9 protein-coding genes are annotated in these 13,646 nt (G+C 38.9%); 2 read left to right on the forward strand and 7 right to left on the reverse strand.

Features of this window, described 5'->3' with window-relative positions; all coding sequences use genetic code 11:
• Positions 1-83: 83 nt before the first annotated feature.
• The 3 genes from CSC79_RS14025 to CSC79_RS14035 all read right to left on the reverse strand — a co-directional run bounded on the left by CSC79_RS14025 (position 84) and on the right by CSC79_RS14035 (position 3,922).
• Entirely contained in the window at positions 84-578 is a 495-nt protein-coding gene (locus CSC79_RS14025; protein ID WP_099296390.1) for a hypothetical protein, read from the reverse strand.
• A gap of 201 nt (positions 579-779) precedes the next feature.
• On the reverse strand, positions 780-1,766 hold the full coding sequence (locus tag CSC79_RS14030) for a DNA topoisomerase IB (protein ID WP_099296391.1): 987 nt from the start codon (positions 1,764-1,766) through the stop codon (positions 780-782).
• Positions 1,767-1,855: 89 nt separating this feature from the next.
• A complete protein-coding gene (locus CSC79_RS14035) occupies positions 1,856-3,922 on the reverse strand; it encodes a catalase (RefSeq protein ID WP_099296392.1) in 2,067 nt (688 codons plus the stop codon).
• A 519-nt stretch (positions 3,923-4,441) separates the two neighbouring features.
• Here CSC79_RS14035 and CSC79_RS14040 point away from each other — a divergent pair.
• Complete coding sequence (locus CSC79_RS14040) at positions 4,442-7,033, forward strand: cellulose-binding domain-containing protein (RefSeq protein WP_099296393.1); 2,592 nt, start codon at positions 4,442-4,444, stop codon at positions 7,031-7,033.
• Between the two features lie 150 nt (positions 7,034-7,183).
• On the opposite strand, the gene CSC79_RS14045 is transcribed toward CSC79_RS14040, so the two are convergent.
• Entirely contained in the window at positions 7,184-8,620 is a 1,437-nt protein-coding gene (locus CSC79_RS14045; RefSeq protein WP_099296394.1) for a serine hydrolase domain-containing protein, read from the reverse strand.
• A 242-nt stretch (positions 8,621-8,862) separates the two neighbouring features.
• On the opposite strand from CSC79_RS14045, the gene CSC79_RS14050 reads away from it, so the two are divergent.
• Entirely contained in the window at positions 8,863-10,833 is a 1,971-nt protein-coding gene (locus CSC79_RS14050) for a winged helix-turn-helix domain-containing protein (RefSeq protein ID WP_099296395.1), read from the forward strand.
• A gap of 13 nt (positions 10,834-10,846) precedes the next feature.
• Here CSC79_RS14050 and CSC79_RS14055 read toward each other — a convergent pair whose 3' ends face one another.
• The 3 genes from CSC79_RS14055 to CSC79_RS14065 all read right to left on the reverse strand — a co-directional run bounded on the left by CSC79_RS14055 (position 10,847) and on the right by CSC79_RS14065 (position 13,601).
• Complete coding sequence (locus tag CSC79_RS14055) at positions 10,847-11,650, reverse strand: DUF1206 domain-containing protein (RefSeq protein WP_099296396.1); 804 nt, start codon at positions 11,648-11,650, stop codon at positions 10,847-10,849.
• A gap of 329 nt (positions 11,651-11,979) precedes the next feature.
• The gene (locus CSC79_RS14060; protein WP_099296397.1) at positions 11,980-12,867 is read right to left on the reverse strand and encodes a hypothetical protein; all 888 of its coding nucleotides are present in this window, start codon (positions 12,865-12,867) and stop codon (positions 11,980-11,982) included.
• Positions 12,864-13,601: a hypothetical protein gene (locus CSC79_RS14065; protein WP_099296398.1), complete on the reverse strand. Its 738-nt coding sequence runs from the start codon at positions 13,599-13,601 to the stop codon at positions 12,864-12,866. The genes CSC79_RS14060 and CSC79_RS14065 overlap by 4 nt, the downstream gene beginning before the upstream one ends.
• Positions 13,602-13,646 lie beyond the last annotated feature (45 nt).

Genomic DNA, 13,646 nt, shown 5'->3' on the forward strand with positions numbered 1-13,646 from the left:
CACAACCTAAAAGGGAGTGAAACACAGTTTCACTCCCACTAACTTAATAAGCTGAACTTAAGTTAATTATTTAAAATACTAATCTATGCTGAAGAAACATTGCTGGCGCCAGCATTATTGAGAATCTCTTCAATTGCGTTTTTGTTGTCACTGTCATATTTAACACCGATCAAAATTGAGCCTTTCTCAATAGCATCTTCATAGTACTTAATTTCATGCTCTGGGATAAACGCACCGATCGCTGCGCCTAGTGTGCCACCTACAGCCGCACCAGCACCACCAGCGGCAAAAGCAGCCACTAAAGGACCAGCAACAACTAGACCTGCACCACCAGTAGCAACAGTACCTACCGCTGTTAAACCACCCACAACAGCAGCAAGAATACCACCTGATGCAGCACCTACAATTCCGCCTTCAGCAGCTTTTGTGCCCTCATCAACAGCAAAATCTTCCTTTGCATATGAGTCGTTTGCTACGATACTAATATCAGACTCACTGATACCTAATGCCTCAAGTCTATAAATCGCAAGTGTAGCCTGTGAAACATTATCAAATAACCCAGTAATAACAGTACTCATAATAACTCCTTTATTTGTTTAAGAAAGTACCCTTAAGACTAAGCAACATCCAGACCACAAACAAAACCATTAAAATCAACAACTTAAAACCATGCAAATACTCTATTCTTTTATCTAAACGTAAAAATTGCCATAAGTTGTAAAATGTTCACATTCATTTAAGTGGTTAGTTTAATTGAAATACTCGTTATTTTTTGCATATCATCCACATTGGTCTTCTAAAAACGCCAGCAACCCACGTTCGTAACGACTCAAGTATTTGGCTTTACGGGGTAGTTTACCCAAGTTATTAAAGTCCTTTAGGGCCTCATTTTCTCCTTTACAGAGCTCAATCAACTTTGGATGAATATATGAATTACGAGCTATTGTCGGAGTATTGCCTAAATTGCTTGAAACACTATCTAACATATCTTTAAGCGAGAGCTTGGCGTTTGACTTGAGCAAGGCTTCAAATGCCAAAACACTGGCCCGCCATGTTCTAAAATGCTTTGCACTAAACTGCTCGCCCATCACACTTTGAATAAATTCATTCACCTCCTTGGAGGTAACATCACAACACTCCCCTTCATCAATATATTGAAATAAGCTCTGTCCAGGCAAGTCTTGCAACTGCTGTATGATAGAGCTAAGCACCTTATCTGTTATGTTCACTTCTCTTTGTTTGCCAGATTTTGCTTTATACTTTAAACGAATATTTTTACCCGTTAGTTTTGCATGCCGACTACGTAACGTCGTAGCACCAAAGCTATTGTTCTGTTTGGCATTTTTTTTAGAACCAACACGCAGAGCTCCAAGGTCCATTAAACGCACAACAGCTGCGATTGTACGCTGGCAATCAAGCTCATTACCTTGCAAATATTCCGATAGTTTTGCCCTTAATAAAGGCAGTTTATTACCAAATAAAACACATGCTTCAAACTTTTTAAGCTCTTGCTGCTCTCTAAACTCGGGATGATAAAAGTATTGCTTACGGCCTTTACTATCGTAGCCTGTAGCTAATATATGGCCATTTTCCTCAGGACATAGCCATACATCTTTGTATGCGGGGGGAAACGCAAGACCATCTAACCGCTCTATTTCATCTTTATCGTGTATTTTTTTTCCTGCTGGATCGTAATAAATCCATTGTTTTGCATGCCTCTTACGGGTTATGCCCGGCAAGTTATCATCGACATAAATTAATTTCATTTTTAATCCTTTAAAAGCAATCTTTTCATATATTCATACGCTCCAATAAACAAAAAAGGCCAGTAAAACTGGCCTTTAACTAACTGGAATTATCTTTTCCAATATCTAAGTTGACGAATTGTCGCTATAAATTTATCTGATGATATTTTGCCTAAATCTAACCAACCATCATCACATTGTCCTTTTAAGCCTGAAGCGTCAATCAAAGAAGCAGCTTCACCAGTAAAGCCTATGTACTTCATATGCGCATGCGCATCGCTGACAAAATCTTTCGCTTCTGGAATTTCAGCCAATTGCTTAGCACCCGCTGGCGTAGTTAGCACAACCACTGCATCATATAACACAGAAGGACCACCATTAATCACCTGATCTGCATCAACATGTTCTCCATCGCTGCTTTTAGCCCCCCCCACTTGAGCAGCAATCACTTCGTAATTCGCTCCTTCGCTTGCAAGGCTTTTTGTTAAATCAGCAAAAATTTTCGCATCAAACCCTTCACTCACTAATATGCCCAGCTTTCTACCCTTAAATGTATTAGGCGCATTCTTTAAAATACTCAATGCATCAGATAAAGGTAAGTCTTGGCGAGTTTCTCTTGCAGCTTCTGCTGGCTCTGGCATGTTTTGTAAGCCCAGCCCTTTACCAACCTGCTCAGCCAAATTGTCATCAATATTTAGTAAGTGGGATACCATACGTTCTCTAATATGCAAATGCTCTACTTTAGATAACTCAAAGACTAACGCATCTTGAATATGCGTTTGTTCAACGTCAGTTTGACTTAAGTAGAATTGGCGCGCTTGGCTATAGTGATCACTAAATGTCTCTGAACGATAGCGTAGTTTACTACCTTGTACTTCTGAATCTGAGCTTTTAAAGCCGTGAACCGGGCACTCTCTGGGGTTACTCTCATCGCCGCTCCAAGAGTTTGGCTCATAATTTACTCGACCTTTAGGGTTCTGCATTGCCATATGCCCGTCTTGTAAAAAGTGTCGCATTGGGCATTTAGGCGCATTGACAGGAATTTGAGTGAAATTAGGACCGCCTAAGCGCTTAGTTTGGGTATCTAGGTAAGAAAAATTACGTCCTTGCAATAATGGATCAGGCGTAAAGTCGAGGCCAGGCACTATATTCTGTGTGCAAAATGCAACTTGTTCAGTTTCTGCAAAAAAGTTATCAACGACTCTATTAAGCACCATTTTGCCGATGATTTTAACAGGCACTTGTTCCTCAGGTATCAGTTTCGTGGCATCAAAAACATCAAACTCGAATTCGTCGGCAAATTTTTGATCAAATATTTGCACACCTAATTCCCACTCAGGGTAATCACCTTGATTTATTGACTCCCACATATCACGGCGATGAAAATCAGGGTCGGCACCATTTAGTTTAAGTGCTTCATTCCATACAACTGATTGCATACCGCCTTTTGGCTTCCAATGAAACTTAACAAACGTTTCTTCGCCTTTAGCATTAATAAATTTAAAAGTATGTACCCCAAACCCTTCCATAAACCTAAGTGAGCGCGGAATAGTTCTATCTGACATTGCCCACATAACCATGTTCATTGACTCTGGCGATAAGCTCACAAAGTCCCAGAAGTTGTCATGAGCTGTTTGCGCTTGCGGGAAACCGCGATCAGGCTCTGCTTTTGCGCTGTGAATTAGATCAGGGAACTTCATAGCGTCTTGAATGAAAAACACTGGGATATTATTACCTACCAGATCCCAATTGCCCTCTTGCGTATAAAATTTTACGGCAAAACCTCGCACATCGCGTGCTAGATCAGGAGACCCCTTATTACCTGCGACTGTTGAAAAGCGTGCGAAAACAGGCGTTTTTTCACCTTTTCGCTGAAATACATCAGCAGAAGTTAAATCATCCAAAGCATCGTACGTTTCAAAATAGCCATGTGCACCATACCCTCTTGCGTGCACAACTCGTTCAGGAATTCGCTCGTGGTCAAAATGAAACAGCTTTTCGCGTAATACATGATCTTCTAATAACCCTGGCCCACGCTTACCTGCTTTTAATGAATTTTGATTATCACTAATAGGGCACCCTTGGGCTGTCGTCATTATCGGGTGATCCTCATCAGCTTTTTGATGAAGTTCTCCTGCGTGACCTTTATTATTTGCATACTTAAATGACTCTGCCATAAATTTTCTTCCTTAAATGATTTGTTTTAATTGCTGTATTATTTATAAGTTTATAAGCGGCATTTAATAAGCAAAAAAAAGACCATTTAAAAAGTCATATTTATCAGTAACTAAGAAGCTTTAGTTTCCGTAACGGTTCAATCAATGGCAAAAAGTTACACGCTGGATGTAAGCTTTTCTTTATATAAAAAGTAAACTTATTTTGGAGTGGCCAAACCAAGTCATATTAAATTACTTTCACAATTATCTCAGTCGTATTGTCCTTATCAAAAAATAGGAACACTTCGTTGTAAATAAAATTTTTTTCCTTTTTAGGTAAAAAATAAACACGTTGCTTGATATTAATCCTTAATTATCAACACTGTGATAAATAACAAACCTATATACTTATATTTTTAGTGTGAATTTTACCCAACACACCTTTGACAGCGCTGTCAGCCCTGTGTTAGGTTTTAATTAAATGTTAATAAAACATTAACAAAGCGTCACACACATTAATTAAAGGTAAGGAATGTAAAAATGAAAAGTATATCTATTGGGTTTAAGCCTAGTAAGACTTTTATTGCGGTATCACTCGCTACTAGCGCCATATTTGCAAACAACGCGCTTGGCGCAAGTTGCGATAACATCAACACCTATCCAAACTTTCCTCAGGTTGATTGGCAAGGCAACCCCAGCCATGCCAGTGGCGGTGATTTGATGCAACACGAAGGAAATGCTTACAAAGCCAAATGGTATACAAGCTCAATTCCTGGAAGTGACAATACTTGGCAGTTTGAACACTCTTGTGGCAATGTAACTGACCCCACAGATCCAACTGATCCAACAATACCTACTGAACCATCCGATCCCAAGCTTGGCATTTTATGTAAGGATTATACACTGTGGTCTCAAGGCGATGTAGCCAAGGCTGGTGATGTCTTCGTCAATGATGAATATATAGCTTACGCAGCTAAGTGGGAAACCTCTTCACGTCCTGGCAGTGATGACACTTGGGTTTGGGAGGTAAATTGTGATGGCACAGCACAAGGTACAGCACCACTGCTATCATTACCTAATGCAAGCGATCCGGTTAACTTAGAGATGCCAGGCTGGCCAAGTGACTTTGTGGTTGCAAGCCCCTCTTCCGCTGCCCCAGCCCAGACCACAGCAAGCGTTATTAATAGCGCTGATTTAACCGATATCACTAAATTAACCAATGACTTTGTTGCACTCATCCAACTGGCAGCACAAGCAGGCACTTCATCCGTTATTTTACAAAGCAATGTGCTCGATAACATTACCCAAGATAAAGGCGTATCATTAGGTGCTATTAGTGTTAAACAGGCATTAACTGATGCACTTGCAACGACAAATACCAGCAGTATTAATGTAGCTGACATTGAGGCTTTAAGTGATGACGCTGCAGGCTGGGCACAAGCTCAAAACTTGATTATGAGTAGTTTAGCGCCCAATGCTACATTTGGTTGGTCATTAAGTATTGGTACCTTTGCCTATGATACCCATTCAGGTAAACGCTCTGTTTGGGACGCGGCTTCAAAAGCAACAGCCGATCTTCTCGATACCCTCTCACTTTACAAAGGCACTACAAAAGCTGACTTTATTGCCTTTACTAAATCAAGCAGCTCTGCAAGCTTAACCAACGATCAATGGCATAACGCCCTTGAATACGTAAAACAAGTAACCGATTTTGTACAAGCTCCAGCGCTACTTTCATCAGTACCAACAGCGCAAGCGACGACTTACTTTATGGGTAACACTTTAGGCGAAAGCAATATTCGCAAAGCCGCGCACAGTAATATCTTTGCTATCTTATTTGATACTGACAGCACTGATTTAACAGATAAAATAGCGCGTTATCAAAATAGCCCTGTTCCTCTTTATTACATAGGAACACCTGCAAATGTCACATCTTTAACCAGTATTGCATCATTAAATAATGACTTAACGAATGCTGAAACAGTGATGGACAGTGAAGTATTTTTATATGAAACACCTAATTCAACTTGGGTTCCTTCCACTATTTATAAATGGGCTGATTTTTTAACGGGCTTAAACTCAATGCATAACGTGGGGGTTGCTGGCGAGAAGTTTTGGTTAATAGATGAAACCAAAGATGATGCAACTAATGCTCTATACGCTAAAGTCGCTATTGCTGCCTTTTTATCTCAAAGTATGCAAGAAACCATACGCTTTGATGCCTGTGATGAAAACAACTGGTCTGAAGTAAAATACGGCGCAGCCGTTGACTACCCAATGACAGCAAGCTGCGGTCAATTAGGTCAAAAATATGCTGACTATGGCACACATCCGGTAACAGGAAACGACCACCCATATTCGTGCCCGCGAGATGACAAAATGGAGCAAACAGCGACCACCCACGCTAAATGGTATGGTGCTCCAGCGCCCATATTTGTAGCTCCTGATGCTGTACTGGAAGAGCAAGGATTATTAGTTAACGGTAAAGTAGGCCGTTGGACCAACGCTGGTCACTGTAATACGGTACCTACGGCAATTGATACATCAAAACAAGTTTACGAACGCGAAGAGTGCAAGCAATATGTTGGTCAAAAAGCCGGTAGCTTTATTTGGGATGGTAGTGATCAAAGTGTCCAAGGCTGTGGCTGGTGGGGCCGTGGGGTTATTCAAACTACAGGTCGACAAAACTTCGGAACACTGAATCACTTTGTCGGTCGCTCACATGTTGACCCTGATACCATTGGCACAACGGTTGACGGTGTTACTGTTGCAGCCGCTCCAGATAGCCCGCTCTATGCTGACTTAGATTTATGTTCAAACCCAGGGCTTGTATGTAGCTCTGAGGAACATAAAGAGATTAAATGGATTGCCGGTCTATTCTTTTGGGTAAACTCAGTACAAGCTTACAATAATGAAGGTGGCCCTTATGCCGATTGGAACTATTATACCGAGCTTAAAAAGTATGTTGATGGTGGCCTTCAGGGAACGGCGTTTGTTGACGCGGTATCAGGCATAGTAAACCGTGGTTGCCCAGACGATCATTGCCCTGTAAGTGGTGAAGTGCACGCGATTGAAGAACGCCGCGCTAACTTTAAACTAGTACTACAAAAACTTGGGTTAAATCCACTGTAGTAAAACGCCAAAGTAATACAGTTATGTATTAAAAATATGCCTGTTGATGACCTATCAGCAGGCATATTTGTATCTACTGTTATTGCTATAACAGCATTGCATCATACAAACTTATATAATTGTAATCATCGTATTGAGCTGAGAATACCACTAAAGCTGTTTCATCAGGCTATTAGTCGCAAGCACTATTGGCTCAGCCGCATCGGCACTATTGCCTAAAACAGCGAGTATATAGCCTTTATCACGATAAATATTAAGCTGTGCACTCATGCCTAAATGCGCGCCATTATGTCCTATAATTTGATTACCCTTATCGCCTCTGACCGAAAAGCCATAACCATAACGAGGTGAATGAAGCTCTGGTTTTGCAGACGTAGCTTGAGAAGTTAACTCAGCATTTAATAACTGATGATTAATTAATGAAAGCGCAAATCTATGCAAATCACCAACAGTTGAGTACCCGCCACCAGCAGGCCCTCCTTTGACTGCTTGCTTCATCAAATTCTCTGTAATGGCGTTGGTTTCAAACGAATACCAATAATTTCTTGCCGTATTTTTAATTGGCACGTCTAAATCAAAACTGCCACTATCAGTCATACCCGCTTTTTGATAAATATGCTGTTGAATAAAAGCGTAATAATCTTGCTTTGAAACAGACTCAATAACATGGCCCAGCATACGCATGCCGGTACTACTGTATTGCCACTGACTACCAGGCTTAAAATTTAATGGGGTATTTTTATATAAGGGCAGTGAATCTTGCAATGAACGGATTTGTGATTGCTTAGCTTCAAAACCGACAATGTCACCCAAACCTGAGGTATGCGTCAATAATTGCTCTATGGTGATAGAGTCAAAGTCGCCCACTCCAAAATAATTTCTATCCATGTATTGAGTAAGCTTATCATCAAGCGAGAGTTTATTAGCTTCAATCAGTTGCATAATCCCCACACTAGTGAACATTTTATTCATAGATCCAATTTGAAATTTAGTTGTGAGGTTATTTTTTACATCATAGCGCCTTGATGCCAAACCATAGGCTTTTGTGAATAACACCTTATCATCTTTAGCAAATAACACTGTGCCCGAAAACACCCCGTTTTTAGCCAGCTTTTCTGTTAATTTTTGAATCGCTTGAGTTACTTTTAATTCAGTTACAATTTCATCAGCTAGTTCAAATGTTTCATTCAGCGAGAGATACCAATTGGTAATTTTATGATGTTGATCAAATGAAATGACTGAATCATAATTAAGCCCTGTCGCGTTAGAATGAACATGACTAGTGACCCTAAGTATTTGGCCTTGCTGATCGTGTTTTATACTTTCTAATTTCAGTTCCTTGTGTAAGTTGGCCATATTCGTTATGTAACCTATATAACGTTCACGGCCAGACCCCTGCCAACGATTAAGGCTTTGTTGTGCAAAGTGTTCATCAACATACTTAGTGATAGTCTCAACATCATTGCTGTTAAATACAGTTAAGAACTCTTCGACTACTATGGAGGGATTTAATTGAGATTCATCAGGCTGCTTTGCAGCAACAGAGTATGGTAATACCAAGAGTAATATTATTTGCATCAGTCGCATATTAACGTGTTCCTTTTTTCATTATTTGTTTATTATAAAAACAGAATTAGCTGGCTGACTTTGATAACGTTTAATTCAGCAGTAAGCGATGAATTAGTGCTTAAAAAACACTTAAGAAAAAATTAAGGTGTAAAATAATCAATAATAACAATAAAATAGGTGAAAACTTTAACACCCAATTACTCTTTGATGTTTTCTATATTAACGAGGCACAGGTAAATCCAACCTCAGGGGAAGTCTCTGTGCATGGTCGTACACAGCTGCTAGAACCTAAAGTAATGACAATGCTTGCTGTTTTGTGTGAACACGCAAACAGCATAATCTCTGCCGAAGAGTTATTTAAGCGAGTATGGCCTGACTCTATTTACAGCCCTAACTCGGTAAGACGTAATATTGCATTACTGCGAAAAGCATTGTGTGATGACGATAAAGAGTTAATAAAAACACACCCTAAACGTGGTTATAGTTTGCAAGCAATAATCTCTTCACCAAGTAACCCAGCCAACGCCAAAGTTTACACAAAACCTAAAGTGAACAGCCATAAAGTAGCTCTCTATGTCACCGTTCTTTGTACCTTGATCTTTTTAGTCATTACTTGGGCTATTTGGCAAAACACGCCAGCATCACAACAGATTTTAAATAATCTAAAGCCAATTACCGCAAGTAAAGCAATTGAGCATTACATGCGCGTTAGTCCAAATAATACTCACATGGCAATTATAAGAAGTAAGTCACACCAAGGCACAAATAAGCATATTTACATTAAGGATTTAAAGCGTAAAAAAACATGGAAAATTACGAAAGAAGCACAAAACTACACATACCTAGCATGGCGCAACGCTAATTCATTAGTCTATTCAGCATCACACGATAGTACTATTGAGTTTGGGCAAATATTTTTAGATGCCGACTTACAACCGACACAGCAAACATCACTTATTACACGTGATGACATAAGCTGGAATAGCCCATTTTTTATAGATAAAAAACAACAACTATTTTACCTCGCAAATATTAACGCCTCTGAACATAGCCGCAATGTAACGCTTTACCAGCACGATCTTATTTCAGGTGAGGTGCGCAAACTTCTCACTCCAAATGATACGTTTAAACCATATAAAATTAGTTTATCACCACAACAAAATAAACTTGCAGTCATTGGCTTTAATACAGATTCAATCTCTGTGGTTAAAACTTTTGACATTAAAACAACACAATTTAAGATGATAAAAGCGCTTGACCATAATTGGTACTTTTTAACTTGGCAGCAAGACCAACAATCACTCTTACTCAGTAATGGAAAAGACTTATCTAAACTTGATGTTAGCGGTGACTGGCAACCAATTTCATACAACAATTATCATTTTGTTCAGTATATCCAAGCGGTTGCAGGCAAGCTGTACTTTCTAAAAAGGCGAGTTGATGAAGACTTATACCTTGCAAACAGACGTGACGTTTCAAATATAAAAACCATTTCAGATTCAAATAATGTAGATACAAGCGCTGCTGTATCACCAAATGAAAAAATGGTTAGCTATATATCCAGTAAAAACGGTATTCCACAGTTACTTTTAAAAGAGCTTGATTCAAATAATGAATCTATTATTTTTGACAATCACACACAAGAACTCGCACTTGCGCCTCCTGTATGGCTCAGTAACACACACCTTATAAGTGCAATTAATAATCGCCCCTTTGTAATAAGCATGCTAGATAATAGCGAAAATATAAAATGGTTAGACAACCTACTCGGCATTCCTCTCATAGCGCTAGAAAACGATGATACATTTATGTATGTTGATAAATCAGCTCAAGGAGATTGGCTTTACACATACAACCTAATTACGTCACAAAAAAAACCATTGCAAGAACAGCTAAATGCTCGCCAAATATTTAGAAATGAACAGCAGCAGTTAATCGCAGCTTCCAACAATACAATTGAAAATATTAGTACCAAAACAAAACTAGTTACAGTACTAAGGGCAAAGCTGCGTGTGTTTCCTAGCAAAGACGGTATTTACTATCGCAGCTTTAAGAACAACAAATATCAACTTGGGTTTTACGGCTATAAAAGTGAAGGATTAAAGCCTCAACACGAGTTAGCTACACTTTGCGAGCAAATTTGTGACCAGCTACAGGCTGTTACCGACAGCTATTATCTACTTTCAAACAAAGTCACTCAGGCAGATATAGTGTCACTTGATATCCAATAAAATGATTATTCTCTTACTGTTTCTTAGTCACTCTATAACGTCCTTCAAACCCGCAGAATACACCAAAGGCAAACATGCAAATGCCTACAGCTACTAATAAATAAGGGCCAAAAGGCTTATTTAAAATAATCATCAACGCATCACTTAGTCCTCCCGCTTGAGAAGGGTCATGCTCTATAGCGGCTATCGTTATAAAGCCACCAATAATAACATACACAATAGCTCTACCAGTGAAGCCTATTCGACCTGATAAATATATCGCTCGGCGTTGTTTATCAGATAACTGTGTACGGTCAAACTTAGCTATAAAATCTTGTTTAATGGCGTGTTTGAGTTGAATGCCAGCAAAAACAATAATAATTGCTCCAACCCCAGCAATCAGATACACACCAAACGGGTGTTGAAGCAATTGGGCAACTAAAGTTTGGCTGCTTTGACTTTGCTCAGTGCTATTGTAAAGCACGTTAAAAGCAGTATATGCAACAGAGACATAAAGTAACGCCGAAATAAAATAAAAAATACGTGTAGTTAGCTCCATTGGTTTGTGTTTATCAAGGTCTTCGGGATTTAACAAAAACTGAACCAAGCGCCAAATGACGTAGCAAGCTAAGCCAACAAGCACCAAAAAAAGAATTATTGAGCCAAACATAGAGGAATCAATTTTTTCAAAAATATCTTTTTTTGATATATTTTCTACACTACCTGCATACAATGCAGCATAGACAATCATGCCGCCAAGCAAACTGTATACAACACTTTTAGCGCAATAACCTGCACGTGCGATGTAAGTCACCATATTTTTATATTCATTCCTCATTTTCAGCTCACTATGTAAAGTCACTCTAGTGAATGAGCAATAAGCAAGCCAAAGGAAAGTTCTCTACTGCACTTTCAATAAAGTCTCTTTTAAATAATTTTTTCCTATTAAAAGCAATGCATTAAAAACAAAAAACCACCTTATCAGTTTAGCGTTAAGCTTTTTTACTAACCATAGCAATCAAGCTAAAGCCTATTCTTGGTAAAAAAGAACGTAACTTTGCAGTTTTTACAAATAATCACCAACATGAAGTAGCAGAAAAGTTGGCCATTCCTGTTAAGGTTAATAGCTAAAGAATAAGCATGTTATTCAAGCAACTTCTGCAATACTCATTTATATTTAAATGATGTTTGGGCTAATCGCTCAATTAATTGTTTATCCGCAGTAGCACTAGCAAGCAAACGGTATTTACTAGCAGCATCAATATCATTAGCCAGCATGTATAACTGCGATAAACGATAATGAGCCCAACCCAAACTAGGGAGTGATTCATTTAATTCACTTTTACTATATTCAGTTAATGATTTTATACCTAGTTGAATATACTTTTTACTGAACACCGCATTACGGCCAATTTGATACAAAATATTAAGTCGTAAAGAGGCGCTTTTTTTACGGTTCTCCAGAGCACTCATAAACTGCTGGTGAGCTTTATCAAACTGTTTAACATGCTGAAAAAGTAACCCTAGCTCATACGCAATAACGGCTGTTTTTTTCGCACTCTGTTGATACTTCAACAATTTTACTGTCAAAGCTGAATCATCGAGTGTGCGTTTATAAAAATCTAGCTCTGCTAATACGCCTTGTTCTTGATCACGTAATTTAATTGCTTTTACTTGTTCAAGGGCAAGTGTTTCACTGCCACCAGCAATTGCGGGTGCACCAAGGTAAAAGCTAATCAACCCCTTTTTATATGTGATATTTTCAGGCGCTAAAGCAACCGCTTTTTTCATACATTCAAGGGACTTTTGGGCGTAACTTATAGCTTTAAAAAATGCTTCTCCTGCTTGCCTGCCCATGATTCTGCCACAATAAAAATGAGTTAAATGATTTTGTGGATACTCCTTTATTAACTCACTTATTAATGCTTCAGCGGCATCTAAGTCACTATCAATCATCGCAATTGCTTGTGCATTTAATGTATCTACTTTCTCACTCGCGTTCACTGATGAACAAAATAGCGCTAATAAAAACATAACCTGCATTATTTTTTTCATTTATTTAACCCTTTAGTGTCATTGGCGTATTTGCGAGAAAGAACAGAGATAAATATAACCCCCACTAGTCCAGGTGCGACCCAAAACATAATTTGCATAAACCCTGTCGAAGTAAAAATATGCCTTCCACCAAATGCAATAAATGCGGTGTACGCAGCAATACCTGAGCCGATATATCCGCCCAAATGCTCAACCAACCAATCGGTTTTTTTTATGTGTCGCTTAAAGGTAAAATGTAAGTTGGTAATAGAAATAAACAAACCTAACGAGCCAAATACCAACATTAATATGTGCCCTGTCGCAATACCAAACCATAAAATAAGTGCTCCACTCACTAACAAAGCAAACGTTATAAATAGCTGGAATGGTCCTTTTATACTTTGCTGATTTACTTTTGCTTTGAGCACAAGTTTGCCATAGCGAACAGACACCAGGGTCAACAACGATAAATGAAAAAGTAGCAACGCAAAACGTACAATCCCCTCACGCACCATGGCCTTATTTTCACTATTTACAAAAGCCTCAGGTTTTACCCACTCAGGAATAGCAATCGATAATAACGCCATCGCCATACCGGTGATAACCACCCCGTACATGGATAGGGTATACCAGTTACCAAACTTTTTATGCCGTGGTGAGCCTTTTTTACTATAAGCAGGAAACCAAAATAAAAATAAGGCGCACATTCCTACGCTAATATGCCCAGCCAACATAATCTTAAAAATAATGTCCATAATTTATAACCTCAAATAAAGTGTTGATTTGAAGTATCTAGAAAT

It is taken from the genome of Pseudoalteromonas sp. 3D05 (assembly GCF_002723455.1).
In the GTDB taxonomy this organism is placed as follows: Bacteria; Pseudomonadota; Gammaproteobacteria; order Enterobacterales; family Alteromonadaceae; genus Pseudoalteromonas.

What these genes read in the sequence shown, in the direction of transcription:
- CSC79_RS14045 (WP_099296394.1), bottom strand. Translation starts at nt 8,620, where the DNA reads ATGCGACTGATGCAAATAATATTACTCTTGGTATTACCATACTCTGTT.
- CSC79_RS14030 (WP_099296391.1), bottom strand. Translation starts at nt 1,766, where the DNA reads ATGAAATTAATTTATGTCGATGATAACTTGCCGGGCATAACCCGTAAG.
- CSC79_RS14025 (WP_099296390.1), bottom strand. Translation starts at nt 578, where the DNA reads ATGAGTACTGTTATTACTGGGTTATTTGATAATGTTTCACAGGCTACA.
- CSC79_RS14035 (WP_099296392.1), bottom strand. Translation starts at nt 3,922, where the DNA reads ATGGCAGAGTCATTTAAGTATGCAAATAATAAAGGTCACGCAGGAGAA.
- CSC79_RS14040 (WP_099296393.1), top strand. Translation starts at nt 4,442, where the DNA reads ATGAAAAGTATATCTATTGGGTTTAAGCCTAGTAAGACTTTTATTGCG.
- CSC79_RS14065 (WP_099296398.1), bottom strand. Translation starts at nt 13,601, where the DNA reads ATGGACATTATTTTTAAGATTATGTTGGCTGGGCATATTAGCGTAGGA.
- CSC79_RS14060 (WP_099296397.1), bottom strand. Translation starts at nt 12,867, where the DNA reads ATGAAAAAAATAATGCAGGTTATGTTTTTATTAGCGCTATTTTGTTCA.
- CSC79_RS14055 (WP_099296396.1), bottom strand. Translation starts at nt 11,650, where the DNA reads ATGAGGAATGAATATAAAAATATGGTGACTTACATCGCACGTGCAGGT.